Genomic DNA, 25,883 nt, shown 5'->3' on the forward strand with positions numbered 1-25,883 from the left:
CACCCGTCTGGGGTACGACGCCGGCGTGCGGCCGGCGCGGGTCAGCCGGCGAAGCGGGCGGTGACGCCGCCCAGGCCGCTGATTTCGGCCACCACCGTGGAGCCTGCCTCGACGGGGCGCATCGGGCCCAGCGCGCCCGAGAGCACGACCTGCCCGGCGCGCAGCGGCGCGCCGAAGAGCCGGGCCTGGCGGGCCAGCCAGGCGACCGCGTTCAGCGGGTCGCCCAGGCAGGCCGCCCCGGTGCCGGTGGAGACCTCCGCACCGTCGATGCGCAGCGACATCGTCACCCCCACGGGGTCGACCTCGTCGAGCGAGCGCCGCTGCGAACCGAGCACGTAGAGGCCGGAGGAGGCGTTGTCGGCGACGGTGTCGGCAAACGAGATGTCCCAGCCCGCGATGCGCGAATCGACGATCTCGATGGCGGCCACGGCGTGCGCCACCGCGCCCCGCACCTGCGCGACGTCGAGGGGGCCCTCGGCGAGGTCCTCGCCCAGCACGAACGCCACCTCGGCCTCGACCTTCGGCTGCAGCAGCCGCTCGAGCGGGATGTCGGCACCGTCCTCGAAGCCCATGTCGTCGAAGAGCACGCCGAAGTCGGGCTGGTCGACGCCGAGCTGGGTCTGCACGGCCTGCGAGGTCGCCCCGATCTTGCGGCCCACCACCCGGGCCCCGGCCGCGACCCGGCTGGCGTTGAGGTGCTCCTGCACGAGGTAGGCCGCCGCGACGTCGGTGGCGCCGATCAGGTCACGCACCGGGGCGCAGGGCGTGAGGCTGCGCAGCGCCTGCACCAGCCGGTCGCCGGCGGCGGCGACGGTCGCGGCGTCGACGTCGGTGCACGGTCGCTCGGCCCGGCCGCCGGGTGCCTCGTGGTCGGCGCCGCTCATGCGCCGTACACCGGCTCGGGGCGTGGGGCCTGGGCGAGCAGCGCGCGCAACCGGTCGCCGACCTCGGCGCTCTCCCAGCGCCGGCCGAGGTCGGCGGCCGGGCCGTGGGTCCAGCCGTTCTCGACCGTCACCTTGCCGCCCTCGATCTCGATGACGCGGCCGGTGACGTCGCCGGCCTCGACGGAAGCCAGCCAGGCCACGACCGGGGAGTTGTCGGCCGGGTCGGGCATCGCGGAGGTGTCGAAGGCGCCCTCGGTCATCCGGGTGCGCGCGACCGGCGCGATCGCGTTGACGGTGACCCCGTAGCGCCCCAGCTCGGCGGCGGCGACCAGGGTCATCCCGGCGATGCCGGCCTTGGCCGCCGAGTACGTCGTCTGCCCGATCGAGCCCTGGAGGCCCGCGCCCGAGGAGGTGTTGATGACGCGGGCCTCGCGCCGGCGCCCCTCCTTGGCCTCGGTGCGCCAGTAGGCACCGGCGTGCCGCAGTGGCGCGAAGTGGCCCTTGAGGTGCACCCGCACGACGGCGTCCCACTCCTCCTCGGAGGTGTTGACCAGCATCCGGTCGCGCACGAAGCCGGCGTTGTTGACGAGGACGTCGAGCCCGCCGAAGGTGTCGATCGCCTGGCGCACCATCGCCTCGGCCTGCTCGAAGTCGGCGACGTCGGCGGCGTTGGCCACCGCCCGGCCACCGGCCGCCTCGATCTCGGCCACGACCTGCTCGGCCGGGCTCGCGGCGTCCTCCCCCTCGCCCGACAGCGAGACACCGAAGTCGTTGACCACGACGGCGGCGCCCTGGGCGGCGAGCTCGAGGGCGTGGGCGCGGCCGATGCCGCGCCCGGCGCCGGTCACGACGGCGACGCGGCCGTCGAGGATCTTCGTCACGGTGGTGCTCCTTGCTGCTGATGGTCCTGGTGCTGGGGCGGGTGAGGGTCGGATGGGGCTCGGGCGGGGGTCAGGCGCCGGCGAGGGCGCTGAGGAAGACGGGCGGTTCGCCGCCGCCGTGGCAGGCGATGGTGGCGCCGCTGACGTAGGAGGCCAGGTCGGAGCCGAGGAAGAGCGCGACCGCCGCGACCTCCTCGGGGCGGGCCATCCGGCCCAGCGGGATCGTGGCCTCGATGGCCGCGACCTGCTCGTCGCCGCCGTAGTGGTCGTCGGTGAGCTCGGTGCGGCACAGGCCCACGTTGATCGAGTTGAGCCGCACCTTCGGGGCCCACTCGACGGCCAGCGAGGCGGTGAGCGAGTCGACGCCGGCCTTGGCGGCGCCGTACACGGCGGTGCCCGGTGAGGGCCGCAGCGCGCTGATCGAGGAGATGGTGACGATCGCGCCGCCGCCCTCCTGGGCCTGCATCACGCGGTTGGCGGCCTGGGCGACCAGCAGCGGTGCGAGCAGGTTGAGGTCGAGCACCTTGGCGTGGAAGCGCGGCGAGGCGTCGGCGGCCAGCGCGTACGGCGCGCCCCCGGCGTTGTTGACCACGACGTCGAGGCGCCCCTCGGTGGCCGCGACCTCCGCGACCATCGCCTCGACCGCCTCGGGGTCGCGCACGTCGCAGGTGGTGTGCCGGGTGCCGGCCAGCGGCGCCGCCTGCGACCGGGCACAGGTCACCACCTGGGCTCCCGCGGCGGCGTACGTCTCGGCGATGGCGCGGCCGATGCCCTTGCTGCCGCCCGTGACCAGGGCGACCCGGCCGGTCAGGTCGAGGCTGATGCTCATCGGTGTCCTTCGATCGGGTCGGGCGAGGCGGACCAAGCAAGTGTTAGGGTACCAAGCAAATGCTAGGTCGTCTTCAGGAGAGGCACTCCATGGGCATCACCTCCGAGCTCCGCGGGGACGGCGTCCGCGTCGTCACCATGGAGCACCCGCCGGTCAACGCGCTGCCGGTGCAGGGCTGGTACGACGTCGCCGCCGCGCTCGACGAGGCCTCGCGCGACCAGGCCACCCACGTCGTGGTGCTGCGCGCCGAGGGCCGCGGCTTCAACGCCGGCGTCGACATCAAGGAGATGCAGCACTCCACCGGCTTCGACGCGCTGATCGGCGCCAACAAGGGCTGCTACGCCGCCTTCAAGGCCGTCTACGAGTGCGCGGTGCCGGTCGTCGCCGCCGTGCACGGGCACTGCCTGGGCGGCGGGGTCGGCCTGGTCGGCAACGCCGACTGCGTGGTAGCCAGCGAGGACGCCTACTTCGGGGTGCCCGAGGTCGACCAGGGGGCGCTCGGCGCCGCGACCCACATGGCGCGGCTGGTGCCCCAGCACCTGATGCGGACCCTCTACTTCACCGCCCGCACCATCAAGGCGGCCGAGCTGGTGCAGCACGGCTCGGTCCTCGAGGTCGTCCCCCGCGAGCGGCTCGACGACGCCGCCCTGGCCGTCGCCGGCGAGATCGCCGCCAAGGACACCCGGGTCATCCGGGCGGCCAAGGAGGCCCTCAACGACATCGACCCGGTCGACGTCAACAAGAGCTACCGCTTCGAGCAGGGCTTCACGATGGAGCTCAACCTCGCCGGCGTGGCCGACGAGCTGCGCGACGGCTTCGCCGGCACCGACAAGGCAGGCCAGCGGGCCGGGACAGGACGCCGATGAGCGCCGGGCGCAGCCCCCGCGACAAGCGGATGAGCATCGACGAGGTCGTCGCCGAGCTCAGCGACGGCATGACCATCGGCATCGGCGGGTGGGGCCCCCGGCGCAAGCCGATGGCGCTGGTGCGCGCCATCCTGCGCTCGGACCTCAAGGACCTGACGATCGTCAGCTGGGGCGGCGCCGACGTCGGCCTGCTGCTGCGCGCCGGCAAGGTGCGCCGCCTCGTCTACGCCTTCGTCTCCCTCGACTCGGTGCCGCTGGAGCCCAACTTCCAGAAGGCCCGCCAGGAGGGCACCGTCCCCGAGGTCGTCGAGCTCGACGAGGGGATGTTCCAGACCGGGCTGCGCGCGGCCGCCCAGCGGCTGCCGTTCCTGCCGGTGCGGGCCGGGCTCGGCTCCGACGTGCTGGTGCACAACCCCGACATCACCACGGTCACCAGCCCGTACGCCGACCCCGACGGCGTGCACGAGGAGCTGGTGGCCGTCCCGGCGCTGCGCCTCGACGTCGCGCTGGTCCACCTCAACCGGGCCGACAAGCACGGCAACGCGACGTACCTGGGGCCCGACCCCTACTTCGACGACCTGTTCTGCATGGCCGCCGACCGCGCCTACGTCAGTGTCGAGCAGGTCGTCGACACCGCTGGGCTGACCGTCGACACCCCGGTGCAGCGGCTGCTGCTGAGCCGGATGCTGGTCACCGGCGTCGTCGAGACCCCGCACGGCGCGCACTTCACCACCTGCACCCCCGACTACGAGCGCGACGAGAAGTTCCAGAAGGCGTACGCCGCCGCGGCGTCGGGCACCGACGAGGACTGGGCGGCCTTCGAGCAGCGCTTCCTCGCCGGCGACGAGGACGCCTACCAGGCCGCGGTCGCGGCCTTCGCCCAGGAGGAGCAGGCATGAGCGAGCCGACCCGCGCCGAGGTGTGCGCCGCAGCGATCGCCGACGCGTTCGCCGACGACGGCGAGCTCTTCGCCAGCCCGATGGGGATGCTGCCGATGCTGGGCGTGCGCCTGGCCAAGCTCACCTCCAACCCCGACCTGGTCATCTCCGACGGCGAGTCGCTGTTCCTGGCCGGGGTGCCGCCGCTGTTCGCGAAGGCCGACGTGGTCGAGGGCTGGATCCCCTTCCGCAAGGTCTTCGACGTCGTCGCCAACGGGCCGCGGCACGTGATGATGGGCGCCACCCAGGTCGACCGGCACGGCAACCAGAACATCTCGGCCATCGGCGACTTCGACCGCCCGACCCGCCAGCTGCTGGGCTCGCGCGGCGCCCCGGGCAACACCGTCAACAACCGCACGTCGTACTGGGTGCCGCGGCACTCGCCGCGCGTGTTCGTGGAGGCCGTCGACGTCGTCTCGGGCGTGGGTCCGCGCCGCGCGGCCGCGGCCGGCCCCGCGGCGGCGAGGTACAACGACATCCACCGCATCGTCACCGACCTCGCCGTCCTCGACGTCAAGGGCGCCGACGACACGGTGCGGCTGCTCTCGGTGCACCCGGGCGTATGCGTCGACGACGTGCGCGCCGCCACCGGCTTCGAGCTCGAGGTGCCGGCCGAGGTGCCCGAGACCCGCTCCCCCACGGCCGAGGAGCTCGTGCTGGTGCGCGAGGTGCTCGACCCCCGCACGCTGCGCGACCGCGAGGTCAAGCCGGTGGTCCGGGAGGCGACTTCGTGATCGAGCAGCAGCTGAGCACCCCGTTGACCGAGCTGGTCGGGGTGCGCCACCCGGTCGTGCAGACCGGCATGGGCTGGGTCGCCGGGCCGCGCCTGGTCAGCGGCACCGCCAACGCCGGCGGCCTGGGCATCCTGGCCAGCGCCACGATGACCCACGAGGAGCTCGAGCGGGCGATCGTCGAGGTCAAGGGCCGCACCGACCAGCCCTTCGGAGTCAACCTGCGCGCCGATGCCGGCGACGCCGCCGACCGCTGCGACCTGCTGATCAGGCACGGCGTCAAGGTCGCCTCCTTCGCGCTCGCGCCGAAGCAGGACCTGATCAAGAAGCTCAAGGACCACGGCATCGTGGTGATGCCGTCCGTCGGGCTGCCGCGCCACGCCGAGAAGGTCGCCTCCTGGGGCGCCGATGCGGTGATGATCCAGGGCGGCGAGGGCGGCGGCCACACCGGCTCGGTGCCCACCACGCTGCTGCTGCCCACGGTGCTCGACGCCGTCGACATCCCGGTCGTCGCCGCCGGCGGGTTCTTCGACGGCCGCGGCCTCGCGGCCGCCCTGTCGTACGGCGCCGCCGGCATCGGGATGGGCACCCGCTTCCTGCTCACCGCCGACAGCGCGGTGCCGCAGGCGGTCAAGGAGCTCTACCTCTCCCACGACGTCAACGGCACGGTGGTGACCGCGAAGGTCGACGGGATGCCGCACCGGATGCTGCGCACCCCGCTGGTCGAGGAGATCGAGGAGACCAGCGCGGTCAAGCGGCTGGGCCCCACCGTGCGCCGCACCCTGGAGTTCAAGCGCACCAGCGGCATGACGTGGCTCGACCTGGCTCGGGACGGCCGGGCGATGAGGAAGACCCAGGGCCGCACGCTGGCCCAGATGACCCTGGCCGCCAACACCCCGATGATGCTCAAGGCCGGCCTCGTCGACGGCGACACCTCCGCGGGCGTCCTCGCCTCCGGCCAGGTCGTCGGCGTCCTCGACGACCTGCCCACCTGCGAGGAGCTCGTCGACCGGGTCGTCACCGAGGCGGTCGCCTGCCTGCGCCGCACCACCACCCACCTGCGCTGACCCGGCGCAGATCTCGCGCCCACCCGGCGCGAATCTCCCGTCCACCCGGCGCGAATCTCCGCAGCGGAGACATGCGCCGGGTCAGTGGGAGATCTGGGACGGGTCAGCGCGAGATATGGGCCGGGTCAGAGGCGCTCGATGATGGTGACGTTGGCCTGGCCGCCGCCCTCGCACATGGTCTGCAGGGCGTAGCGGCCGCCGGTGCGCTCGAGCTCATTGAGCATCGTGGTCATCAGGCGGGCGCCGGTGGCGCCGATGGGGTGGCCCAGGGCGATGCCGCCGCCGTTGACGTTGACCTTGTCGTGGGGCGCGCCGGTCTCCTTCATCCACGCCAGCACGACCGAGGCGAAGGCCTCGTTGCACTCGAAGAGGTCGATGTCGTCGATCCCGAGGCCGGTGCGCGCGAGCGCGTGCTCGGTGGCGCGGATCGGGCCGGTGAGCATCCACACCGGGTCGTCGCCGCGCACCGAGAGGTGGTGCACCCGCGCCCGCGGGGTCAGCGAGTGCTGGGCCACGGCGGCCTCGGAGGCCAGCAGCAGCGCCGCGGACCCGTCGCAGATCTGCGAGGCGACCGCCGCGGTGATCCGGCCCCCGGGAGCCAGCGGCTGCAGGCCGGCCATCTTCTCCAGCGAGGTCTCGCGCGGGCACTGGTCGGTGTCCACGACGCTGCCGTCGGGCAGGGTGACCGGCTCGATCTCGTCCTTGAAGCGGCCCTCGGCGATAGCGGTGCCCGCGCGGTCGTGGGAGGCCAGCGCGAAGGCCTCCATCTCCTCGCGGCTGATGTCCCACTTCTCCGCGATCATCTCGGCCGAGCGGAACTGGCTGACCTCCTGGTCGCCGTACCGCGCCTGCCACCCGGGCGACTCGGCGAACGGCGTCGAGAAGCCGTAGGCCTGGCCGGCGAGCATCGCCGCGGAGATCGGGATCGCCGACATGTTCTGCACGCCGCCGGCGACCACGAGGTCCTGGGTGCCCGACATGACCCCCTGCGCGGCGAAGTGCACCGCCTGCTGCGAGGAGCCGCACTGGCGGTCGATGGTCACACCCGGCACGTGGTCGGGAAGGCCCGCGACCAGCCAGGCGGTGCGCGCCACGTCGCCGGCCTGCGAGCCGATGGTGTCGCAGCAGCCCAGGACCACGTCGTCGACGGCGCCGGCGTCGATCCCGGTACGCCGCACCAGCGCGGCGATCGAGTGCGCGGCCAGGTCGGCGGAGTGCACGCCGGCCAGGGCTCCCCCGCGCCTGCCGACCGGGCTGCGCACGGCGTCGATGATGTAGGACTCGGGCATGTCAGGGCCTTTCGGTGGAGATCCCGTCGAGCAGGATCGTGAGGTACTGGTCGGCGATCTCGACGTGGCTGTGCTTCCCGCCGGGGCGGTACCACTTCACCGCCACCCAGACGGTGTCGCGGATGAAGCGGTAGGTGAGCTCGATGTCGAGGTCGTCGCGCAGCGCCCCGCTCTCGACGCCCTCGGTGAGCAGCGCGACCCACACCCCGCGCGACTGGGCGTTGCGCTCGGCGAGGTAGCCGAAGCGCTCGAAGCCGCCGAGGTAGCCGGCGTCGTTCTGGAAGATCGCGACCTCGTGCGGGTGCTGGTCGATCGCCTCGAACGACAGCCGCACCGCCCGGTCGATCTTGGTGCGCGCGTCGTCGTCGCTGGCCAGCACGGCGTCGTACGCCGCGAAGAGCTCCTCCTGGAAGGTCGAGAGGATCTCGTCGACCATCGACTCCTTGGAGTCGAAGTGGTGGTAGAGGCTGCCGGAGAGGATGCCGGAGGCCTCGGCGATGTCGCGCACCGTGGTGTTCTTGAAGCCCCGTTCGGCGAAGAGCCCGGCCGCGATCCCCAGCAGCTCGGTACGACGGGTGGGGGCGGTGGACGGCTCGGTGCTCATGGGTCCAGTCTCCTAGGCCTGCTGGCTGGAGACGGCGACGACCTCGCCGGTCATGTAGGAGGCGTAGTCGCTGGCCAGGAAGACCATCACGTTGGCGACCTCCCACGGCTCGGCGGCGCGGCCGAAGGCCTCGCGCTGCTTGAGCTCGTGGAGCAGCTCGTCGGAGGTGACCTTGGCCAGGAACGGGTGCATCGCCAGGCTGGGCGACACGGCGTTGACACGGATGCCGTGCGGGGCCAGGTCGACGGCCGAGCAGCGGGTCAGCGCCATCACCCCGGCCTTCGCGGCGGCGTAGTGCGCCTGGCCCTCCTGGGCGCGCCAGCCGATGACGGAGGCGTTGTTGACGATGACGCCGCGCGTGCCGGCGGCGACCATCCGCTGCCCGGCCGCGCGCACGCAGCGGAAGGTGCCGGTCAGGGTGATGTCGAGGACCCGGCTCCACTGCTCGTCGGTCATCTCGAGCACCGAGGCGGTGCCGCCGAGGCCCGCGTTGTTGATCATCACGTCGACGCCGCCGAGCCCGTCGGCCACGTCGAGCAGCGCGGCGACCTGGGCCTCGTCGGTGACGTCGCAGACCTGCTGGCGCACCCGGTCGGCGCCGAACTCGGCGGCCAGCGCCTCCTCGGCCTCGGCGAGCCGCCGCGCGTGGGTGTCGCTGAACACGACCGCCCTCGCGCCCTCCTCCAGCACGCGGCGCACGACGGCGGCGCCGATGCCGGCGCCGGCCGCGGCGGTGACCACCACGACCTTGCCGGCCAGCAGGTCGTGGCCGGGCACGTAGTCGGGCACCGGCTGCTCGGGGCGTTCGGCGGTCATCGGGCTCCCTGCGTCGAGGTGGTCGGGGTCGTGGGTCGGGGTTCACGCGGCAGGCCGAGCACCCGCTCGGCGAGGATGGTGCGCTGCACCTCGTCGCTGCCGCCGTAGATCGTGTCGGCGCGGCTGAAGAGGAAGAGCCGCTGGTGCGGGTCGAGGTCGTACGCCGCCCCGCGCGCGGTGAGCCCGTCGGCGCCGGCGACCTGCATCGCGAGCTCGCCGAGCCGGCGGTGCCAGCCGCCCCAGACGAGCTTGGCGATCGAGGCGGCCCCGCCGCCGGCGGCGGAGTCGGAGCCGGCGGTCACCGCGGAGAGCCCGCGCAGCGCGTTGACCCGCATCACCTCGAGCTCGACGGTGGCCTGCGCGAGGCGGTCGCGCAGCACCGGGTCGTCGTACGAGCCGTTGGCGCGGGCGCGCTCGACGACGGTCTCGAGCTCGCGGGCGAAGCCGACCTGCTGGCCCAGGGTCGAGACGCCGCGCTCGAAGCCGAGCAGGCCCATCGCCACGCCCCAGCCGCGGCCGGGCTCGCCGACGACCATCGCGGCGTCGGTGCGGGCGCCGGTGAGGAAGACCTCGTTGAACTCCGAGCCGCCGGTGATCTGCTCGATCGGGCGCACCTCGACGCCCTCCTGGTCGAGCGGCACCAGCAGGAACGAGAGCCCCTCGTGGCGCTGCGAGCCGGGCTCGGTGCGCGCCAGGACGAAGCACCACTGGGAGAGGTGGGCCAGCGACGTCCACACCTTCTGCCCGTCGACCACCCACTCCTCGCCACCGGGGCCGGGCTCGAGGCGCGCGCGGGTCTGGACGTTGGCGAGGTCGGAGCCGGCGCCGGGCTCGGAGTAGCCCTGGCACCACAGCTCGGTGGCCGCGACGATCGGCGGCAGGAAGCGCTGCTGCTGCTCGGGGGTGCCGAACGCGATGAGGGTGGGCCCGAGCAGCTCCTCGCCGAGGTGGTTGACCCGGGCGGGGGCGTCGGCGCGGGCGTACTCCTCGTGGAAGATCACCTGCTGCATCAGGCTGAGGCCCCGGCCGCCGTGCTCGACCGGCCAGCCCAGCGCGGTCCAGCCGTGCGCGGCGAGGTGCTGGTTCCAGGCCAGCCGCTCGTCGTGGGCCTCGTGGTCGCGGCCGGGGCCGCCGAGGCCCTTGAGCGCGGCGAAGTCGCCGGTGAGGTGGTCGCCGAGCCACGTGCGCACCTCGGTGCGGAAGGCCTGCTCCTCGGCGGAGTAGCTCAGGTCCATGGTTCTCCTCTCAGCGACCAGGCGCTACGGTAGCCTACCAAGCACTTGTTTGGTCCAGGTCAGCCCGAGAAGAGGAGCGCCCCGGTGGCCCACCCCCCGACCGTGCCCGCGGCCCTCCGGGCGGTCGCCCGGGAGCACCCCGAGCGACCGGCCGTGGTCGACGGCGAGACGTCGCTGACCTTCGCCGAGCTCCACGAGGCGGTGCGCGCCGCCGCCCGCGGCTACCTCGCCCTCGGCCTGCGCCCCGGCGACCGGGTCTGCGTGTGGGCGCCGAACAGCTGGCGCTGGGTGGTCGCCGGCCTCGCGGCGACGTACGCCGGCGGGGTGCTGGTGCCGGTCAACACCCGCTACCGCGGTGAGGAGGTCGCCGACGTCGTGGCCCGCTCGCGGGCCCGGGTCTGCGTGGTCGCCGACGGGTTCCTGGGCCGCTCCCAGGTGGCCGAGCTGCGCGCCGCGCTGCCGGGGCTCGACGAGCAGGCGGCCGTCGTGGTCGTCGGCGACGGCGAGGCCCCGCCCTCCACCACGGCGTACGACGACCTCGCGGGCCTGGGCGCGCAGGTCACCGACGCCGACCTCGACGCACGCGTGGCGGGCGTGGGGCCCGACGACGTCGCCGACATCCTCTTCACCTCCGGCACCACCGGGCGCTCCAAGGGGGTGCTGACCGCGCACCGCCAGACGCTGATGGCCGCCGAGCGCTGGACCAGCACCTGCCGGGTCACCGCCGAGGACCGCTACCTGGTGATCAGCCCGTTCTTCCACTCCTACGGCTACAAGGTCGGCATCGTCTCGAGCCTGCTGACCGGCTGCGCGCTCCACCCGGTGGCGGCTTTCGACACCGAGCAGGTGCTGGCGATGATCGAGCGGGAGCGGCTCACGATCTGCCCCGGCGCCCCGACGATCTTCCACTCGCTGCTGGAGTCGCCGTCGTTCCCCACGACCGACACCTCGTCGCTGCGGCTGGCCAACATGGGCTCGGCCAGCATCCCGCCGCGGCTGATCGAGCGGATGCTCGACGAGCTCTCCTTCGAGCTGGTCGTCCCGGCCTACGGCATGACCGAGTGCGTGGTCGCCACGATGTGCCGCCCCGGCGACCCCGACGAGGTCATCGGCACCACCAACGGCCGGGTCGTCGACGGGGTCGAGATGCGGGTCGTCGACCCGCAGTCGGGCGCCGTGCTCGGCCCGGGCGAGGTCGGCGAGATCCAGCTGCGCGGCGAGATGGTGATGCTGGGCTACCTCGACGACCCCGAGGCCACCGCCGAGGCGGTCGAGCCCGACGGCTGGCTGCACACCGGCGACCTCGGCACCGTCGACGCCGACGGCAACATGCGCATCACCGACCGGCTCAAGGACATGTACATCTGCGGCGGCTTCAACGTCTACCCCGCCGAGGTCGAGGCCGTGCTGGCCCGCCTCGACGGCGTGGTCGAGGCCGCGGTGGTCGGGGTCCCCGACGAGCGGATGGGCGAGGTCGGCGCGGCGTACGTCGTCGCCCGGGCCGGCCACGACCTGACCCCCGACGACGTGGTGGCGTTCCTGCGCGAGCGGCTGGCGAACTTCAAGGTCCCGCGCCACGTCGAGCTCGTCGACGAGCTGCCCCGCAACGCCTCCCTCAAGGTGCTCAAGGCCGAGCTGCGAGCCCGCACGACGACGAAGGACGACCGATGGACCTGACGCTCAGCGACGACGAGCGGGCCTTCCAGGCCGAGGCACGGGAGTGGCTGGCCGCGCACGTGCCGACGCCCCCGCTGCCGTCGATGGACACCGAGGCGGGCTTCCGCGCCCACCAGGAGTGGGAGGCCCGGCTCGCCGAGGCGCGGTGGTCGGTCGTGTCGTGGCCCGAGGAGCTCGGGGGCCGCGGCGCCTCGCTGGTCGAGTGGGTGGTCTTCGAGGAGGAGTACTACCGCGCCGGCGCACCCGGCCGGGTCTCCCAGAACGGGATCTTCCTGCTGGCCCCGATCCTCTTCGAGCACGGCACCCCCGAGCAGCAGCGCCGCTTCCTGCCCTCGATGGCCACCGGCGAGCAGGTGTGGGCGCAGGCTTGGTCGGAGCCCGGGGCGGGCTCCGACCTGGCCTCGCTGACCTCGACCGCGCGCCGCGACGAGGCGCGCGGCGGCTGGGTGCTCGACGGGCAGAAGACCTGGTCGTCGCGGGCGTCGTACGCCGACTGGGGCTTCGGGCTGTTCCGCTCCGACCCGCAGGCCCAGCGGCACGCCGGGCTGACCTACTTCCTCTTCCCGCTCGACGCCCAGGGCGTCACCGTGCGCCCGGTCGCGCAGCTCGACGGCGAGCCGGGGTTCGCCGAGATCTTCCTCGACGGCGTGTTCGTGCCCGACTCCGACGTGCTGGGCGCACCCGGCGACGGCTGGCGGGTCGCGATGAGCACCGCCGGGAACGAGCGCGGGCTCTCGCTGCGCTCCCCAGGCCGCTTCTGCGCCGCCGCCGACCGGCTGGTCGACCTCTGGCGGCGGCACGGCGAGGAGGTGCCCTCGGCCGCCGCGGGCGTCGTGGACGCCTGGGTCCGGGCGCAGGCCTACCGGCTCTACACCTGGGGCACCGTGACCCGGCTGGCCGGGGGCGGCGACATGGGCGCGGCCGGCTCGGTCAACAAGGTCTTCTGGTCCGAGCTCGACATCGCGCTGCACGAGAGCGCCCTCGACCTGCTCGGCCCGGCCTCGGAGGTCGACTCCGCCTGGCTCGACGGCTACCTCTTCTCGCTGTCGGGGCCGATCTACGCCGGCACCAACGAGATCCAGCGCAACATCGTGGCCGAGCGCATCCTCGGCCTGCCCCGCGAGCCGAAGGGAACCGGTCGATGAGGTTCGTGCCCACGCCCGAGCAGGACGACTTCGCCGGCTCGCTCGAGCGGCTGCTGGGCGCGGCCGGCACCGCCGGTGTCGCCCGCGCCTGGGCGGCCGACGACACCGGCCCGGGCCTGGCGCTGTGGCGACGGCTGGCCGAGCAGGGCGTGAGCGCGCTGCTGGTGCCCGAGGAGGCCGGCGGGATGGGTGCGGGCCCCGTCGAGATGGTGCTGGCCCTCGAGGCCCTGGGCCGCCACGCGGTGCCGGGGCCGTGGGTCGAGTCGGTGGCGTTCCTGCCGGCCCTGCTCGGGGACGGCCCGGTCGTCGAGGCGCTGGCCGAGGGGGCGGTGGGCAGCGTCGCCCTGGCCCCGCACGTGCCCCACGCCCTCGACGCCGACGTCGCCGACCACCTGTACGCCGTCGTCGGCGGCGGGCTCGTGGGCGCGAGCGCCGGCGAGCGGCACACCTCGGTCGACCGCACCCGCCGCCTCTTCACGCTCACGCCCGAGGGGGCGCCCCAACCGGGCGCCGGCGACCTCGGTCGCGCCTTTGACACCGCCGTGCTCGCCACCGCCGCCCAGCTGCTGGGTGCGGGCGAACGACTCCTCGCCGACACCGTCACCTACGTCAAGCAGCGCCGCCAGTTCGGCCGCGAGATCGGCTCCTACCAGGCGGTCAAGCACCGGCTCGCCGACGTGCGGATCGCCCTCGACTTCGCCCGTCCGCTGGTGCACGGCGCCGCGCTGGCCGACCCGGCCACCTTCTGCCGCGACGTCTCGGCCGCCAAGCTGGCCGCCGCCGACGCGGCGTACCTGGCCTCGCGGGTGGCGCTCCAGGCGCACGGCGCGATCGGCTACACCCTCGAGCTCGACCTGAGCCTGTGGATCACCAAGGTGCGCGCGCTGGTCGCGGCCTGGGGCACCACCGCGTTCCACCGCGACCGGGTGCTGGCCGCGCTCGTCGCCGAGCGCGGGGCGGTGTCCTGATGGAGCTCGGGCTCAGCGAGGAGCAGACCGAGCTCGCCGCCACGCTGCGCGCGCTGCTGGCCAGGCGGGCCGACAGCGGCGCCGTCCGCGCCGCGGCCGACTCGCCGGCCGGCCACGACCCCGCCCTGTGGCAGGTGCTCTGCGAGCAGGTCGGGGTGGCCGCGCTGGCGGTGCCCGAGGAGCACGACGGGGCCGGGGCCTCGGCGTTCGAGACCTGCGTGGTGCTGGAGGAGCTGGGGCGCTGCCTGGCGCCCAGCCCGCTGCTCGCCTCCCTCGTGGTCGCCGAGACGCTGCTCGCCAGCGGGTCCGCCGAGGCCTGCGCCCGGCTGCTGCCGCGGGTCGCCGCCGGCGAGGTGGCCACGCTCGCCTGGGCCGGGCTGACCGGGCCCGGTCGCACCGAGCCGGTGCGCGCGGTCGGGTCGCGGCTCAGCGGCACGGTGGGGCCGGTGCTCCTCGGCGACGTCGCCGAGGTGCTGCTGGTCGCGGCCCGCACCGAGGAGGGCGTGGCGCTCTTCGAGGTCGACCCGTCGGCGACCGGCCTGACCCGCACCCGCACGCCCGCGATGGACACCACCCAGCGCCTGGCCACGCTCGGGCTCGACGACGTCGAGGCCACGCCCGTCGTCGCCGACGCCACCGCGGCGCTGGCCCGGGCCCACCTGGTCGGCACCGTCGGGGTCGCCGCGCTGCAGGTCGGCGCCGCCCAGCGCGGGCTCGACATGACGGTGGCCTACTCGAAGGAGCGGGTGCAGTTCGGGCGCCCGATCGGCTCCTTCCAGGCGCTCAAGCACCGGATGGCCGACATGCTGGTGCTCGTCGAGACGGCGCGCTCGATCGCGTGGGCGGCGGCGTACGCCGTCTCGGTCGGCGCGCCCGACGCCCCGCGGCTGGCGGCCAGCGCCGGCTCGTGGTGCTCCGACGCGCTCGAGCAGGTGGCGGCCGAGACCGTGCAGATGCACGGCGGGATCGCGATCACCTGGGAGCACGACGCCCAGCTGCTCTTCAAGCGCGCGCACGCGCTGGGCCAGCTCTTCGGCCAGGCCCACGAGCACCGGCGCGCCGTCCTGGCCTGAGCGCGCCGCGAGGGAGTTTCATCGGGCACCCGATGAACCTGTCGCCGCAACCATGAACCTTCATCGTCCCGCCAGGAGGTCCATCGGGGACCCGATGAAACTCCCGCCGCGGGCCCGACGGCCGTCAGTCCCGCATCGGCACCCGTACGCCGCGCTCGTCGGCCACCTCGACGGCGCGGTCGTAGCCGGCGTCGACGTGGCGGATGACGCCCATGGCGGGGTCGTTGGTCAGGACCCGCTCGATCTTCTGCGCGGCCAGGTCGGTGCCGTCGGCGACGCACACCTGCCCGGCGTGGATGGAGCGGCCCATGCCGACCCCGCCGCCGTGGTGGATCGAGACCCAGGTGGCGCCCGAGGCGGTGTTGACCAGCGCGTTGAGCAGCGCCCAGTCGGCGATCGCGTCGGAGCCGTCGAGCATCGCCTCGGTCTCGCGGTAGGGCGAGGCGACCGAGCCGCAGTCGAGGTGGTCGCGCCCGATCACCACGGGGGCCTTGAGCTCGCCGTTGGCGACCATCTCGTTGAACCTCAGCCCGGCGCGGTGCCGCTCGCCGTACCCCAGCCAGCAGATGCGTGCGGGCAGGCCCTGGTAGGCGACCCGCTCACCGGCCATGGTGATCCACTTGTGCAGCCGCTCGTACTCCGGCTTCTCGTCGGCGGGGAACAGCTCGAGGATCGCCTTGTCGGTGGCGGCGATGTCGGCGGGGTCGCCCGAGAGCGCGGCCCAGCGGAACGGACCCTTGCCCTCGCAGAAGAGCGGACGGATGTAGGCGGGCACGAAGCCGGGGAACTCGAAGGCGCGGTCGTAGCCGCCCTTGCGGGCCTCGTCGCGGATCGAGTTGCCGTAGTCGAAGACCTCGGCGCCGGCGTCCTGGAAGCCCACCATCGCCCGCACGTGCGCGGCCATCGAGGCCTGCGCGGCCTTCGTGAAGCCAGCGGGGTCGGCGGTGCGCTCGCGCTCCCAGTCCTCGAAGGCCACCCCGGCGGGCAGGTAGTAGAGCGGGTCGTGCGCGGAGGTCTGGTCGGTGACGACGTCGATCGGGGCACCCCGCTCGAGCAGCTCGGGCAGCACCTCGGCGGCGTTGCCGAGCACCCCGATCGAGAGCGGGCGGCGCTCGTCGCGCGCGGCGACGGCCAGCTCGAGGGCGTGGTCGAGGGAGTCGGCGCGCACGTCGAGGTAGCGGTGCTCGATGCGCCGCTCGATGCGCGCGGGGTCGCACTCGACGCAGATCACGACCCCGTCGTTCATGGTCACCGCCAGCGGCTGCGCCCCGCCCATGCCGCCGAGCCCGGCGGTGAGGGTGATGGTGCCGGCCAGGGTGCCGCCGAACCGCTTGTCGGCGACCGCCGCGAACGTCTCGAAGGTGCCCTGCAGGATGCCCTGGGTGCCGATGTAGATCCACGACCCCGCGGTCATCTGCCCGTACATCGTCAGCCCGAGGTCCTCCAGCCGGCGGAACTCCTCCCAGTTGGCCCAGTCGCCGACCAGGTTGGAGTTGGCGATCAGCACCCGCGGCGCCCACTCGTGGGTGCGCATCACGCCCACGGGCTTGCCCGACTGCACCAGCAGGGTCTCGTCGTCGGCGAGGTCGCGCAGGCTGCGCACCAGCGCGTCGTACGCCGCCCAGCTGCGCGCCGCCTTGCCGGTGCCGCCGTAGACGACGAGGTCCTCGGGGCGCTCGGCGTTGGCCGGGTCCAGGTTGTTCATCAGCATCCGCAGCGGCGCCTCGGTCTGCCAGGAGCGGGCGCTGAGGGTGGTGCCGGTGGCGGCGTGGACGGGCAGGCGGTGGTTGGTCATGCGAGCTCTCCGATCACGGACTCGGCGGCGCCCAGGACGGCGCCGGAGGCGACCAGACCGACGGCGGTCTCGATCTCCGGGGACAGGTGGCGGTCGGGGCCGGGGCCCTCGACCCCGGCGTCGCGCAGCAGCGCCACGACCGCGGCGGTGGCGGGCGAGGGCTCCAGCGGGGCGCGCAGGTCGAGCGCGCGGGCCGCGGTGAGGACCTCGATGGCCACGACCCGGGTGAGCCCGTCGACGGCGCGGCGCAGCTTGCGCGCGGCCGACCAGCCCATCGAGACGTGGTCCTCCTGCATGGCGCTGGAGGGGATGGAGTCGACCGAGGCCGGGGCGGCCAGGCGCTTCATCTCCGAGACGACGGCGGCCTGGGTGTACTGCGCGATCATCAGCCCGGAGTCGACGCCCGGGTCGTGGGCCAGGAACGGCGGCAGCCCGTGGTTGCGGGCCTTGTCGAGGAAGCGGTCGGTGCGCCGCTCGCTGATCGAGGCGACGTCGGCGGCGACGATGGCCAGGAAGTCGAGGGCGTAGGCGACCGGGGCGCCGTGGAAGTTGCCGTTCGACTCCACGCGTCCCTCCTCGGCCAGCACCACCGGGTTGTCGACGGCGCTGGCCAGCTCGCGCGAGGCGACCAGGTCGCAGTGCTCGAGGGTGTCGCGGGCGGCGCCGTGCACCTGCGGCGCGCAGCGCAGCGAGTAGGCGTCCTGCACGCGGTGGCAGTCGGGCCCGCGGTGGGAGGCCATGATCGCCGAGCCGTCGAGCAGCCGGACCAGGTTGGCGGCCGAGGCGGCCTGGCCGGGGTGCGGGCGCAGGGCCTGCAGCTCGGCGGCGAAGACCCGGTCGGTGCCGAGCTGGCCCTCGACCGACATGGCCGCGGCGATGTCGGCGGTGCGCAGCAGCACCCGCAGGTCGGCGATCGCCAGCACCAGCATGCCGAGCATCCCGTCGGTGCCGTTGATCAGCGCGAGGCCCTCCTTGGCGGCCAGCTCGACCGGGCGCAGCCCCGCGGCGGCCAGCGCGTCGGCGGCGGGCACGAGCGCACCGGCGGCGTCGCGCACCATGCCCTCCCCCATCAGCGCCAGCGCGCAGTGCGAGAGCGGCGCGAGGTCTCCCGAGCAGCCCAGCGAGCCGTGCTCGTGGACCACCGGGGTGATCCGGTGGGTGAGCAGGTCGGCCAGCAGCTGGGCGGTCTCCAGGCGGATGCCGGTGTGGCCGGTGGCCAGCGTCGAGAGCCGCAGCAGCATCAGCCCGCGGGTCACCTCGGCCTCGACCTCGGGCCCCGACCCGGCCGCGTGCGAGCGCACCAGCGAGCGCTGCAGCTGGGCGCGCAGGTCGGTGGGGATGTGGCGGGTGGCCAGGGCGCCGAACCCGGTCGAGATGCCGTACGCCGGCGTGCTGGCCGCGGCCAGCTCCTCGACCACCGCGCGGGCCCGCTGGATCGCCTCCACCGCGTCCTGTCCCAGGTGCACCCCGGCGCCCCCGCGGGTGACCGCCACCAGCTCCTGCGGGCTGACGGGACCCACGCCCAGCGTGATGGTCGCCGAGGGCGGGGCGGTGGTGGGGCTCGTGTGCTGCTGCATGGGTCCATGCTCCGACCGCGCCCGGCGTCCCGGAAGGGGTCGAGCGGTCACCGGTGTCTCGGATGCGAGACCCAGACGCCGAGGACTGACAGGTGCCTCCCAGGTGGGCCCGAGGGTCGTGCCAGGGCCGCTGCGCAGGCTGGCCCCGACCCACTCAACGACACGAGGAGGTGCGACATGCGTCGCACAGCAACGTTCACCGCCGGGGTCGTCCTGGCCGCCACCGCCGGCACCGGCATCGCCGCCTGGGGGGTGCCCGCCCTGGCCGAGACCACCTCGGAGCAGAGCACCGACCAGAGCACCGAGCAGGGCACCGACAAGGAGGACCGGCGCGCGCAGATGCAGGGTGCGCTGGGCGAGGCGCTGGCCGCCGAGCTCGGCCTCGACGCCGACGAGGTCACCGCCGCCCTGGAGAAGGTGCAGTCCGAGCTGCGCACCGAGATGCAGGCTGAGCACCTCGCGCAGCTCGAGGAGCGACTTGCGGCTGCGGTCGAGGCCGGCGAGCTCACCCAGGAGGAGGCCGACGAGATGCTCGAGCGCGCCGAGTCCGGCGAGCTGCGCGGCCCCCGCGGGCACGGCGGCCCCGGCGGACCGGGCGGTCGCGACGGGGAGCGGCCCGGCAGCGACCAGGACGGCGACGAGGACGGCACCCAGGACGGCACCGCCGAGTCCGAGGACAGCAGCACCAGCCTCTGAGCCCTGCACGCACGACGAAGCCCGCCCCGGCAGGACCGGGGCGGGCTTCGGTGCGCCTGCGCTCAGGCGGAGACGGTGGCGCCGTTCCACTCGAACTTGCGGAAGGGCTCGTCCACGGGCGTGCGCGCGAGGTGGTTGGTGTAGTTCGACATCACCTTCTGGGAGACGCCGAGGACGACCTCGAGGACCTGGCGCTTGGTGAAGCCGGCGTCGAGGAAGGCCTGCACGCCCGCCTCGTCGACGTCGCCGCGGTCGCGGACCACGGCGAGGGTGAAGGTGCGCAGCGCCTCGAGGCGCGCCTCGGGCAGCGGGGTGCCGTCGCGCAGCGCGTCGGTGATGGCCGAGTCCACCTTCATGCCGTGCGCGATGGCGGTGTGGGCGGGCACGCAGTAGTGGCACGCGTGCTCGACGTTGACGCTCTGCCACACCACCGTCAGCTCCTCCTTGTCGAAGCTGGAGTCGAGGAAGAGCTGGTGGACCTGCTGGTAGGCCTCGAGCAGGCCCGGGGCCTCGGCCATCGTGGCGTGCAGGCCGGGGATCATCCCGTTCTGCTTGCGCGAGCGGGCCAGCAGCTCCTTGCTGCCCTCGGGTGCGGTGGTCTCGTCGTGCAGCTGGAAGTCGGTCATGGTGCTCCCTCTCGTGGCGGTTCGGCGGCGCGCGGCGGAGCGCGTCGTCGCTTCAGTACCGAACGGTACACAATGACTGGGTGATTCGCTACTAGGCGGTTCCAAAGTCGGGGGCGAGCGCGTACGATGGGCCCATGAGCACCACGACGACGCTGACGCCCAAGGGCTCGGTGGGCCGACCTCGGCTCTACGACGAGGAGACCGTGCTCGAGTCGCTGACCTCGCTGTTCTGGCGACAGGGCTACACCCAGACCTCCATGGCCGACATCGTGGAGGCCAGCGGCGTGCACAAGCCCAGCCTCTACCGCACGTTCGGGTCCAAGGAGGAGCTCTTCGCCACGGTGCTGCGGCGCTACCTCGCCGAGCGGATCGCCATGTTCGCCGCCACCATCGGGTCGGCCGGCGAGGGCGTCGCGGCGGTGCACGCGTTCCTGGAGGCCTTCGAGGCCGACGCGGTCTCCGAGCGCGGCCGCGACGGCTGCCTGATGGTGATGGCCTCCAACGAGCTGCGTGGCCAGCTGCCCGGCTACGACTTCGCCACCGACTACCGCCGCCAGATGCGCGAGCAGCTCGGCGTCCTGGTCTCGCGCGCCACCGACCCCGCCGACGAGCAGCTGGTCGGCAGACGCGCCGACCTGTTGACCACCTGCCTGCTCGGTGTGCAGGTCATCCTGCGCTCCGGCGCCGACGCCGACGACGTCCACCGCTACCTCGCGGCGCTGCACGACACCGTCGACACCTGGTAGCCGCCCGCGCGCTCGGTGCCGACCCCCGGGAAGGAAGCAGGCCCGGCCGCGCGGGGCGCGGACCGGGCCGGGGGTCCATCTGGTGGATCTGCTGTACGTGGTGGAGCTGAGGGGATTCGAACCCCTGACCTTCTCATTGCGAACGAGACGCGCTACCAACTGCGCCACAGCCCCATCGCGCCCGAAGACGCGGGTTGAACGCTAGCACCCGGGCCGCGCCGGACCGAATCCACCCCCGCCCGGGTCGGGCTCAGGAACCGACCGCGCGCCCCTCGTCGCCCTGGTCGCGCTGGGCACGGCGCTCACGCTCGGCCTGGTCGCTCTCGCGGGCCAGTGCGGCGTCGATCTCGGTGCGGCCCGAGGTCCACACGCCGGTCGAGTCGAGGTCGATGGTGCGCACGGTGCGGCGGGCCGCGGCGGGCTTCGTGACGTACGTCGGCAGGGTCACCGGCATCATCTCCCAGCCGCCGGCGGGCAGCTCGACCGCCTCCTCGGCCACCACCGGGACCTCCTCGGTGGCCGGCCCCTCCTCCTCGGCGGCCGGGGCGGCGGTCGCGGGGTCGACCGGCTCGCCCTGGGCGTCGTCGTTCTCGTCGGTGTCGCCGACGGGCACCGCCGGGATGCGCGCGAGCGGTCCGGCGAGGCCGGTCTCGCGGCGCACCATCAGCCGGCAGGCGACCAGCCAGGCGACCAGGAGCACACCGGGCACGCCGAGGTAGCCGGGCGCCACGACCCCGGTCAGGGCCAGCACCCCCACCACCACGAGCGCCCCGAGCAGCGCCATCAGCACCCGACGGCGACGGCGGGCGGCGCGGTTGGCGGCCTCGCGGCGCTGGGCCGGGGTCCGCAGCGGCGGCAGCGCCGAGGCGTCGAGCGAGGCCTCGACCGAGGCAGCGCTGGCCTTGGTGACCACCACCGGCGGCGCGGCGGCGCGACCGGGGGTGACGACCAGGCGCGCGGAGCGGCGGGTGACCGGCTCGCGGCGGGCCAGCACCCGCATGGTCTGGCTGAAGCGGTCGACCGAACGGCTGCGCACCACGTCGTCGTGGTGCTTGAGCGCCTTCGGGACCAGGTAGACGGCCCACGCCACAGCGAGGGCGACGAAGATCAGTGCGCTCAGGTCCACGGGGTCGACCCTAGGTCCGCTAGCGCAGGGTGGGGTGGATGTCTACACGTGTGTCGCAAATTGCTGGTGTGACTGGTGGGGTTTCTGGCCTCACAGACCCGGCGCTCAGCCCCCGACCCGGCTCACCAGCCCGCCGGGCGGCACGTCCTCGACGGTGACGGCGTAGAGCCGGTGGTCGCGCCAGTCGCCGTCGATGTGCAGGTAGCGCGGGGCGTAGCCGACCTCGTGGGCGCCCAGCTTCTCGGCCACGCGCAGCGAGTTGGAGTTCTCGGGGCGGATCGCGATCTCGACGCGGTGCAGGCCCAGCTCGGCGAAGGCGTGGTCCAGGACCATCGCGACCGCCAGCGGCATGATCCCGCGCCCGGCGAAGCGCCGGTCGATCCAGTAGCCCACCGACCCGAACTGCGCGGAGCCGCCGACCACGTTGTTGAGGGTCACCTGCCCGGCGAACTCGCCGCCGACCTCGACCACGAAGGGGTACGTCGTGCCTTGGCGCGCCTGGCGCCGCATCCGCCACACCAGCGCCCGGAACGTCGTGGGCCGCGGGTCTCCCCCCGGCGGGACGGTGGCGTCCCACGGCACCAGCCAGGTGGCGTTGGCCTGCCGGGCGCGCCGCCACGCCTCGGCGTCGGCGACCCGCATCGGTCGCAGCACCACCTCACCGTGGCGCAGCCGCACCGGCCACCCGCGCCGACCGCGCAGGCGGGAGCGGCTCAATGGTCGCTCCCGACGACCTGCTCGGCGGCGTGCACCAGCACCGGCGCCAGCACCTCGAGGCCGTCCTTCACCCCGCCGCGCGAGCCCGGGAGGTTGACCACCAGGCAGGAGCCGACCAGGCCGGCCAGCCCGCGCGAGAGCATCGCGGTCGGCACCCCCTTGGCCAGGCCGTGGGCGCGGATCGCCTCGGCGATGCCGGGCACCTCGCGCTCCAGCAGCGACCGGGTCGCCTCGGGGGTGCGGTCGGTCGGGGTCAGCCCGGTGCCGCCGGTGGTGAGCACCACCCGGGCGCCCGCCGCGACGGCGGCGGCGATGGCCTCGCGCACCGGGTCGCCGTCGGGCACCACCACCGGCTCGTCGACCACGAAGCCCAGCTCGCGCAGGGCCGTGACGATCAGCGGGCCGGTGGTGTCGTCGTACACCCCGGCCGCGGCACGGTTGGAGGCGACCACGACCCCGGCGAGCAGGCTCACGGCCGCGCCCAGTCGCCCGAGCGTCCGCCGCTCTTGGTCTCGACCCGCACGTCGGTGATGACGGCGGCCTTGTCGACGGCCTTGACCATGTCGACCACGGTCAGCGCGGCGACCGAGACGGCCGTCAGCGCCTCCATCTCGACGCCGGTGCGGTCGGTGGTGCGCACGGTCGCGGCGATCTCGACGGCGTCGTCGGCGACCGCCAGGTCGACCTCGACGCCCGAGAGCGCGAGCGGGTGGCACAGCGGGACCAGCGACGGGGTCTGCTTGGCGCCCATGATCCCGGCCAGCCGCGCCACCGCGAGCGCGTCGCCCTTGGGCACGCCCTCACCGCGCAGCAGCGCCACGACCTGCGCCGAGACCAGCACCCGGCCCGAGGCGCGGGCGGTGCGCGCGGTCACGGCCTTCTCGGAGACGTCGACCATGCGGGCGGCGCCGTGCTCGTCGACGTGGGTCAGCCGGTCCTGCCCCGGCTCGCCCGACGCGCCGGCCATCAGTGGCCGCCCTCGAGACCGGAGTCGAGGTGGATCACGCCGACCTCGGCGCCCGCGGGCAGCTCGGTGACGTCCTCGGGGACGACGACCAGCGCGTCGGCCTCGGCGAGGTCGCCGACCAGGTGCGAGCCGGGGCCGCCGACCGGGCTGACCCGGCCGTGGCCGGGCTCGGTGGTGGCGCGCAGGAACTGGCGCCGCCCGGGCGGCGAGGAGATCGCGTGGGTCAGCCGCATCGGCACCTGCGGGCGCGAGACCGGGGTGAGCCCCATCATGGTGCGCAGCGCCGGCAGCACGAACATCTCGAAGGACAGGTACGACGACACCGGGTTGCCGGGCAGCGTGAAGATCAGCGTGTCGTCCTCGCCGACCGTGCCGAAGCCCTGCGGCTTGCCCGGCTGCATCGCCACCGGGCCGAACCAGACCGTGCCCAGCGGCGCGAGCGCCTCCTTGACCACGTCGTAGTCGCCCATCGAGATGCCGCCCGAGGTCACCACGACGTCGGCGCGCACCAGCTGGTCCTCGAGGGCGTCGAGGAAGGCGCGCGGCTGGTCGGGCACGATCCCGACCCGGTAGGCCAGCGCCCCGGCGCGGCGGGCGGCGGCGGCCAGCAGGAAGGAGTTGCCGTCGTAGATCGAGTCGTGGCCCAGGTCGGTGCCGGGCTCGCGCAGCTCGGTGCCGGTGGAGAGGATCACCACCCGCGGGCGGGGCCGCACCGCGATCGTCGAGCGGCCGACCGAGGCCAGCAGCCCCAGGTGGCGCGGGCCGAGCACGGTGCCCTCGTCGATGAGCAGGTCGCCGACGGCGACGTCCTCGCCCGAGCAGCGCACGTGCTGGCCGTCGGCGGGCGCCTTGTCGATGCGCACCCGGGCCACGCCGCGGTCGGTCCACTCGTAGGGCACCACCGCGTCGGCGCCGGCCGGCATCGGCGCGCCGGTCATGATCTTGGCCGCGGTGCCCGGCGAGAGCGCCAGCAGGCGGGCGTTGCCGGCGCCGATCTCGCCGACCACGGGCAGCTCGACCGGGGTGTCGGCCCCGGCGCCAGCCACGTCGGCGCGGTGCACGGCGTACCCGTCCATCGCGGAGTTGTCGAATGGCGGCAGCGGGATCGGCGAGACCACCGACTCGGCGGCGGCCAGGCCCAGCGACTCCATCAGGGGCTGCTGGTAGGCCGGCAGCGGGCGGACCGCGGCCAGGATCCGCTCGAGGTGCTCCTCGACGGTGATGGGCGCGTCAGGCATCCGGGTCGCCGCTCAGCACGGCACCCGGCTCGACGCGCTGGGCCGAGCGGCCCCCGACGGTGACGTCGCCGACCACCGAGACGCCGTGGCCGAAGGTGACGTCGCCCTCGATGCTGAGGCGCTGGGCCTGCTTCAACGACGGCGCGCCCTCGGGGAAGCGCTTGTCGAACTCGCCGACGAGCTTGTAGTAGGTCTCGTCGAGCTCGACGAACGGCACCTGCTCGGCCTCCTGGTCGAGCACGAAGTCCTTGCCGATGGCGTAGACGTCGGAGCGCAGCACCAGCAGGTCGTTGGTCGTCTTGACCGGCACGAAGCGGTCGCGGCCCACCTCGATCAGGCGGGCGCCCTCGAAGACCTCGATCGCCGCACCCATGGCGGTCTCGACCTGGATCACCTCGGGCGACTTCTTGTCGCCGGGGTCGACGTTCTTGACGTTCTTGATCAGCGGCAGGCCGAGGATGCCCTCGCGCTGGTCGAGGGCGTCCTTCATCGCCTGCAGGTCGAACCACAGGTTGTTGGTGGAGGTGAAGCGGTGCCGCTCGAGGTCGCCGAGCGCCGCCTTGTCCTCCTCGAGGGTCTGCGCGGTCTCCCGCAGCACGATCCGTCCGTCGCTCTTGCGTCGCGCGAAGTGACCGCCCTTGCGGTCCGAGGCGGTGCGGCGCACGGCCTCGATCGCGAACGGCGCCCCCGACGCGGCGAACCAGCCGGCGACCCGCGGGTCGGGCACGGCGCCGAGGTTGTCGGAGTTGGAGACGAAGACGTAGCGGTAGCCGGCCTCGATCAGCCGGTCGAGCAGGCCGGTGCCGCGCAGGGCGGTGTAGAGGTCGCCGTGCCCGGGCGGGCACCACTCGAGGTCGGGGTCCTTGGGCCAGCTGACCGGCGAGAGGTCCTTGACCAGGAGCTTGGGCTCCTTGTTCTGCAGGAACTCCAGGGGCAGGCCCGCGACCGGCAGGTCGTCGTAGCGCGCGAGCGCGTCCATGGTGTCGCCGGAGGTGCGGAAGGAGTTCATGAAGATGAGCGGCAGCCGCGCCTGGTGCTGCTGGCGCAGGTGCAGCACCTGGCGGGCGATGATGTCGAGGAACGACAGCCCGCGGCGCACGCACAGCAGCGACTTGGCCCGGTCCATGCCCATCGAGGTGCCGAGCCCGCCGTTGAGCTTGATGACCGCCGTCTCGGTGATCGCCCTCGTGGCGACCTCGTCGTCGACCTCGACGTCGGCCAGCGACTCCATGTCGACCGGCTCGATGCTCGACTCGGGGATCATCCCGGTCTCTCCGTGCTCGAGCAGGCGGTAGTAGTGCGCGAAGGTCTCGACAGCGACCTCGTCGACACCGGCGGCCTTCATCTTCTCGCGGGCAGCGCGCAAGCCAGGGGAACCCATACGACCGATCG

Annotated in this window: 26 protein-coding genes and 1 tRNA gene; 10 read left to right on the plus strand and 17 right to left on the minus strand. The window is 73.9% G+C overall.

The annotated features are described in order from the left end of the window. Window positions 1–41: 41 nt before the first annotated feature. The 3 genes from OCU29_RS08020 to OCU29_RS08030 all read right to left on the minus strand — a co-directional run bounded on the left by OCU29_RS08020 (window position 42) and on the right by OCU29_RS08030 (window position 2,594). Entirely contained in the window at window positions 42–884 is an 843-nt protein-coding gene (locus tag OCU29_RS08020) for a 2-keto-4-pentenoate hydratase (RefSeq protein ID WP_261819485.1), read from the minus strand. Beyond that, the gene (locus OCU29_RS08025; protein ID WP_261819486.1) at window positions 881–1,765 is read right to left on the minus strand and encodes an SDR family oxidoreductase; all 885 of its coding nucleotides are present in this window, start codon (window positions 1,763–1,765) and stop codon (window positions 881–883) included. Before OCU29_RS08025 ends, OCU29_RS08020 begins: the two co-directional genes overlap by 4 nt. A gap of 70 nt (window positions 1,766–1,835) precedes the next feature. Next, on the minus strand, window positions 1,836–2,594 hold the full coding sequence (locus tag OCU29_RS08030) for an SDR family oxidoreductase (RefSeq protein ID WP_261819487.1): 759 nt from the start codon (window positions 2,592–2,594) through the stop codon (window positions 1,836–1,838). Window positions 2,595–2,683: 89 nt separating this feature from the next. On the opposite strand from OCU29_RS08030, the gene OCU29_RS08035 reads away from it, so the two are divergent. From OCU29_RS08035 to OCU29_RS08050, 4 genes are read left to right on the plus strand one after another with little or no spacing between them, the layout of a single operon-like run. Then, a complete protein-coding gene (locus OCU29_RS08035) occupies window positions 2,684–3,460 on the plus strand; it encodes an enoyl-CoA hydratase family protein (RefSeq protein WP_261819488.1) in 777 nt (258 codons plus the stop codon). After that, window positions 3,457–4,359, plus strand: coding sequence for a CoA transferase subunit A (locus OCU29_RS08040; RefSeq protein WP_261819489.1), 903 nt, complete (start codon window positions 3,457–3,459; stop codon window positions 4,357–4,359). Before OCU29_RS08035 ends, OCU29_RS08040 begins: the two co-directional genes overlap by 4 nt. Further along, window positions 4,356–5,132, plus strand: a complete 777-nt coding sequence (locus OCU29_RS08045) for a CoA-transferase subunit beta (RefSeq protein ID WP_261819490.1) — start codon at window positions 4,356–4,358, stop codon at window positions 5,130–5,132. The genes OCU29_RS08040 and OCU29_RS08045 overlap by 4 nt, the downstream gene beginning before the upstream one ends. Then, complete coding sequence (locus OCU29_RS08050) at window positions 5,129–6,196, plus strand: nitronate monooxygenase family protein (RefSeq protein ID WP_261819491.1); 1,068 nt, start codon at window positions 5,129–5,131, stop codon at window positions 6,194–6,196. The genes OCU29_RS08045 and OCU29_RS08050 overlap by 4 nt, the downstream gene beginning before the upstream one ends. Window positions 6,197–6,321: 125 nt before the next feature. Here OCU29_RS08050 and OCU29_RS08055 read toward each other — a convergent pair whose 3' ends face one another. The 4 genes from OCU29_RS08055 to OCU29_RS08070 are packed head-to-tail and all read right to left on the minus strand — an operon-like array spanning window position 6,322 to window position 10,140. Further along, window positions 6,322–7,485, minus strand: coding sequence for an acetyl-CoA C-acetyltransferase (locus OCU29_RS08055; protein WP_261819492.1), 1,164 nt, complete (start codon window positions 7,483–7,485; stop codon window positions 6,322–6,324). Between the two features lies 1 nt (window position 7,486). Further along, window positions 7,487–8,089 (minus strand): TetR/AcrR family transcriptional regulator, encoded by a 603-nt coding sequence (locus tag OCU29_RS08060; protein WP_179614317.1) that lies wholly within the window; start codon window positions 8,087–8,089, stop codon window positions 7,487–7,489. Between the two features lie 12 nt (window positions 8,090–8,101). Further along, entirely contained in the window at window positions 8,102–8,905 is an 804-nt protein-coding gene (locus OCU29_RS08065) for an SDR family oxidoreductase (RefSeq protein WP_179614318.1), read from the minus strand. Then, window positions 8,902–10,140 carry an acyl-CoA dehydrogenase family protein gene (locus tag OCU29_RS08070; RefSeq protein ID WP_261819493.1) on the minus strand — a complete coding sequence of 413 codons (1,239 nt, stop codon included), beginning with the start codon at window positions 10,138–10,140 and terminating at the stop codon, window positions 8,902–8,904. The genes OCU29_RS08065 and OCU29_RS08070 overlap by 4 nt, the downstream gene beginning before the upstream one ends. Before the next feature lie 84 nt (window positions 10,141–10,224). On the opposite strand from OCU29_RS08070, the gene OCU29_RS08075 reads away from it, so the two are divergent. Genes OCU29_RS08075 through OCU29_RS08090 form a run of 4 tightly spaced genes read left to right on the plus strand, consistent with a single transcriptional unit; the run spans window position 10,225 to window position 15,003 of the window. After that, entirely contained in the window at window positions 10,225–11,817 is a 1,593-nt protein-coding gene (locus OCU29_RS08075; RefSeq protein ID WP_261819494.1) for a FadD3 family acyl-CoA ligase, read from the plus strand. Beyond that, a complete protein-coding gene (locus tag OCU29_RS08080) occupies window positions 11,808–12,962 on the plus strand; it encodes an acyl-CoA dehydrogenase family protein (RefSeq protein WP_261819495.1) in 1,155 nt (384 codons plus the stop codon). Before OCU29_RS08075 ends, OCU29_RS08080 begins: the two co-directional genes overlap by 10 nt. Beyond that, window positions 12,959–13,930 carry an acyl-CoA dehydrogenase family protein gene (locus tag OCU29_RS08085; RefSeq protein ID WP_261819496.1) on the plus strand — a complete coding sequence of 324 codons (972 nt, stop codon included), beginning with the start codon at window positions 12,959–12,961 and terminating at the stop codon, window positions 13,928–13,930. Before OCU29_RS08080 ends, OCU29_RS08085 begins: the two co-directional genes overlap by 4 nt. Further along, a complete protein-coding gene (locus OCU29_RS08090; RefSeq protein ID WP_261819497.1) occupies window positions 13,930–15,003 on the plus strand; it encodes an acyl-CoA dehydrogenase family protein in 1,074 nt (357 codons plus the stop codon). The genes OCU29_RS08085 and OCU29_RS08090 overlap by 1 nt, the downstream gene beginning before the upstream one ends. 124 nt (window positions 15,004–15,127) lie before the next feature. Here the strand turns inward: OCU29_RS08090 and hutU are convergent, their stop codons facing one another. Together hutU and hutH are read right to left on the minus strand one after the other, a co-directional pair. After that, window positions 15,128–16,798, minus strand: a complete 1,671-nt coding sequence (gene hutU / locus OCU29_RS08095; RefSeq protein ID WP_261819498.1) for a urocanate hydratase — start codon at window positions 16,796–16,798, stop codon at window positions 15,128–15,130. Beyond that, window positions 16,795–18,375 carry a histidine ammonia-lyase gene (gene hutH / locus OCU29_RS08100; RefSeq protein WP_261819499.1) on the minus strand — a complete coding sequence of 527 codons (1,581 nt, stop codon included), beginning with the start codon at window positions 18,373–18,375 and terminating at the stop codon, window positions 16,795–16,797. Before hutH ends, hutU begins: the two co-directional genes overlap by 4 nt. 177 nt (window positions 18,376–18,552) lie before the next feature. Between hutH and OCU29_RS08105 the strand changes: the two genes are divergently transcribed. After that, window positions 18,553–19,071 (plus strand): hypothetical protein, encoded by a 519-nt coding sequence (locus OCU29_RS08105; RefSeq protein WP_179614325.1) that lies wholly within the window; start codon window positions 18,553–18,555, stop codon window positions 19,069–19,071. A 62-nt stretch (window positions 19,072–19,133) separates the two neighbouring features. Here OCU29_RS08105 and OCU29_RS08110 read toward each other — a convergent pair whose 3' ends face one another. Further along, window positions 19,134–19,697 carry a carboxymuconolactone decarboxylase family protein gene (locus OCU29_RS08110; protein ID WP_261819500.1) on the minus strand — a complete coding sequence of 188 codons (564 nt, stop codon included), beginning with the start codon at window positions 19,695–19,697 and terminating at the stop codon, window positions 19,134–19,136. A 134-nt stretch (window positions 19,698–19,831) separates the two neighbouring features. On the opposite strand from OCU29_RS08110, the gene OCU29_RS08115 reads away from it, so the two are divergent. Next, window positions 19,832–20,443 (plus strand): TetR/AcrR family transcriptional regulator, encoded by a 612-nt coding sequence (locus OCU29_RS08115; protein ID WP_261819501.1) that lies wholly within the window; start codon window positions 19,832–19,834, stop codon window positions 20,441–20,443. A gap of 98 nt (window positions 20,444–20,541) precedes the next feature. Here OCU29_RS08115 and OCU29_RS08120 read toward each other — a convergent pair. The 7 genes from OCU29_RS08120 to OCU29_RS08150 form a co-directional block, all read right to left on the minus strand. Beyond that, window positions 20,542–20,617, minus strand: a tRNA-Ala gene (locus OCU29_RS08120). 76 nt (window positions 20,618–20,693) lie between these two features. Continuing rightward, window positions 20,694–21,569 carry a hypothetical protein gene (locus OCU29_RS08125; protein ID WP_261819502.1) on the minus strand — a complete coding sequence of 292 codons (876 nt, stop codon included), beginning with the start codon at window positions 21,567–21,569 and terminating at the stop codon, window positions 20,694–20,696. 105 nt (window positions 21,570–21,674) lie between these two features. After that, entirely contained in the window at window positions 21,675–22,286 is a 612-nt protein-coding gene (locus tag OCU29_RS08130) for a GNAT family N-acetyltransferase (protein ID WP_246305110.1), read from the minus strand. After that, window positions 22,283–22,759, minus strand: a complete 477-nt coding sequence (locus OCU29_RS08135; protein WP_261819503.1) for a molybdenum cofactor biosynthesis protein B — start codon at window positions 22,757–22,759, stop codon at window positions 22,283–22,285. Before OCU29_RS08135 ends, OCU29_RS08130 begins: the two co-directional genes overlap by 4 nt. Next, on the minus strand, window positions 22,756–23,253 hold the full coding sequence (moaC, locus tag OCU29_RS08140; protein ID WP_179614332.1) for a cyclic pyranopterin monophosphate synthase MoaC: 498 nt from the start codon (window positions 23,251–23,253) through the stop codon (window positions 22,756–22,758). The genes OCU29_RS08135 and moaC overlap by 4 nt, the downstream gene beginning before the upstream one ends. After that, entirely contained in the window at window positions 23,253–24,491 is a 1,239-nt protein-coding gene (glp, locus tag OCU29_RS08145; RefSeq protein WP_261819504.1) for a gephyrin-like molybdotransferase Glp, read from the minus strand. Before glp ends, moaC begins: the two co-directional genes overlap by 1 nt. Further along, window positions 24,484–25,872, minus strand: coding sequence for a UTP--glucose-1-phosphate uridylyltransferase (locus tag OCU29_RS08150; RefSeq protein WP_261819505.1), 1,389 nt, complete (start codon window positions 25,870–25,872; stop codon window positions 24,484–24,486). The genes glp and OCU29_RS08150 overlap by 8 nt, the downstream gene beginning before the upstream one ends. Between the last annotated feature and the right edge of the window lie 11 nt (window positions 25,873–25,883).

The organism is Nocardioides sp. OK12 (assembly GCF_024341885.1).
Classification (GTDB): domain Bacteria; phylum Actinomycetota; class Actinomycetes; order Propionibacteriales; family Nocardioidaceae; genus Nocardioides; species Nocardioides marinisabuli.

Coding starts and splice junctions, on each gene's coding strand:
- OCU29_RS08020 (WP_261819485.1), bottom strand. CDS start 884: ATGAGCGGCGCCGACCACGAGGCACCCGGCGGCCGGGCCGAGCGACCG.
- OCU29_RS08030 (WP_261819487.1), bottom strand. CDS start 2,594: ATGAGCATCAGCCTCGACCTGACCGGCCGGGTCGCCCTGGTCACGGGC.
- OCU29_RS08035 (WP_261819488.1), top strand. CDS start 2,684: ATGGGCATCACCTCCGAGCTCCGCGGGGACGGCGTCCGCGTCGTCACC.
- OCU29_RS08040 (WP_261819489.1), top strand. CDS start 3,457: ATGAGCGCCGGGCGCAGCCCCCGCGACAAGCGGATGAGCATCGACGAG.
- OCU29_RS08045 (WP_261819490.1), top strand. CDS start 4,356: ATGAGCGAGCCGACCCGCGCCGAGGTGTGCGCCGCAGCGATCGCCGAC.
- OCU29_RS08055 (WP_261819492.1), bottom strand. CDS start 7,485: ATGCCCGAGTCCTACATCATCGACGCCGTGCGCAGCCCGGTCGGCAGG.
- OCU29_RS08060 (WP_179614317.1), bottom strand. CDS start 8,089: ATGAGCACCGAGCCGTCCACCGCCCCCACCCGTCGTACCGAGCTGCTG.
- OCU29_RS08065 (WP_179614318.1), bottom strand. CDS start 8,905: ATGACCGCCGAACGCCCCGAGCAGCCGGTGCCCGACTACGTGCCCGGC.
- OCU29_RS08070 (WP_261819493.1), bottom strand. CDS start 10,140: ATGGACCTGAGCTACTCCGCCGAGGAGCAGGCCTTCCGCACCGAGGTG.
- OCU29_RS08080 (WP_261819495.1), top strand. CDS start 11,808: ATGGACCTGACGCTCAGCGACGACGAGCGGGCCTTCCAGGCCGAGGCA.
- OCU29_RS08085 (WP_261819496.1), top strand. CDS start 12,959: ATGAGGTTCGTGCCCACGCCCGAGCAGGACGACTTCGCCGGCTCGCTC.
- OCU29_RS08090 (WP_261819497.1), top strand. CDS start 13,930: ATGGAGCTCGGGCTCAGCGAGGAGCAGACCGAGCTCGCCGCCACGCTG.
- hutU (WP_261819498.1), bottom strand. CDS start 16,798: ATGACCAACCACCGCCTGCCCGTCCACGCCGCCACCGGCACCACCCTC.
- hutH (WP_261819499.1), bottom strand. CDS start 18,375: ATGCAGCAGCACACGAGCCCCACCACCGCCCCGCCCTCGGCGACCATC.
- OCU29_RS08105 (WP_179614325.1), top strand. CDS start 18,553: ATGCGTCGCACAGCAACGTTCACCGCCGGGGTCGTCCTGGCCGCCACC.
- OCU29_RS08110 (WP_261819500.1), bottom strand. CDS start 19,697: ATGACCGACTTCCAGCTGCACGACGAGACCACCGCACCCGAGGGCAGC.
- OCU29_RS08115 (WP_261819501.1), top strand. CDS start 19,832: ATGAGCACCACGACGACGCTGACGCCCAAGGGCTCGGTGGGCCGACCT.
- moaC (WP_179614332.1), bottom strand. CDS start 23,253: ATGGCCGGCGCGTCGGGCGAGCCGGGGCAGGACCGGCTGACCCACGTC.
- glp (WP_261819504.1), bottom strand. CDS start 24,491: ATGCCTGACGCGCCCATCACCGTCGAGGAGCACCTCGAGCGGATCCTG.
- OCU29_RS08150 (WP_261819505.1), bottom strand. CDS start 25,872: ATGGGTTCCCCTGGCTTGCGCGCTGCCCGCGAGAAGATGAAGGCCGCC.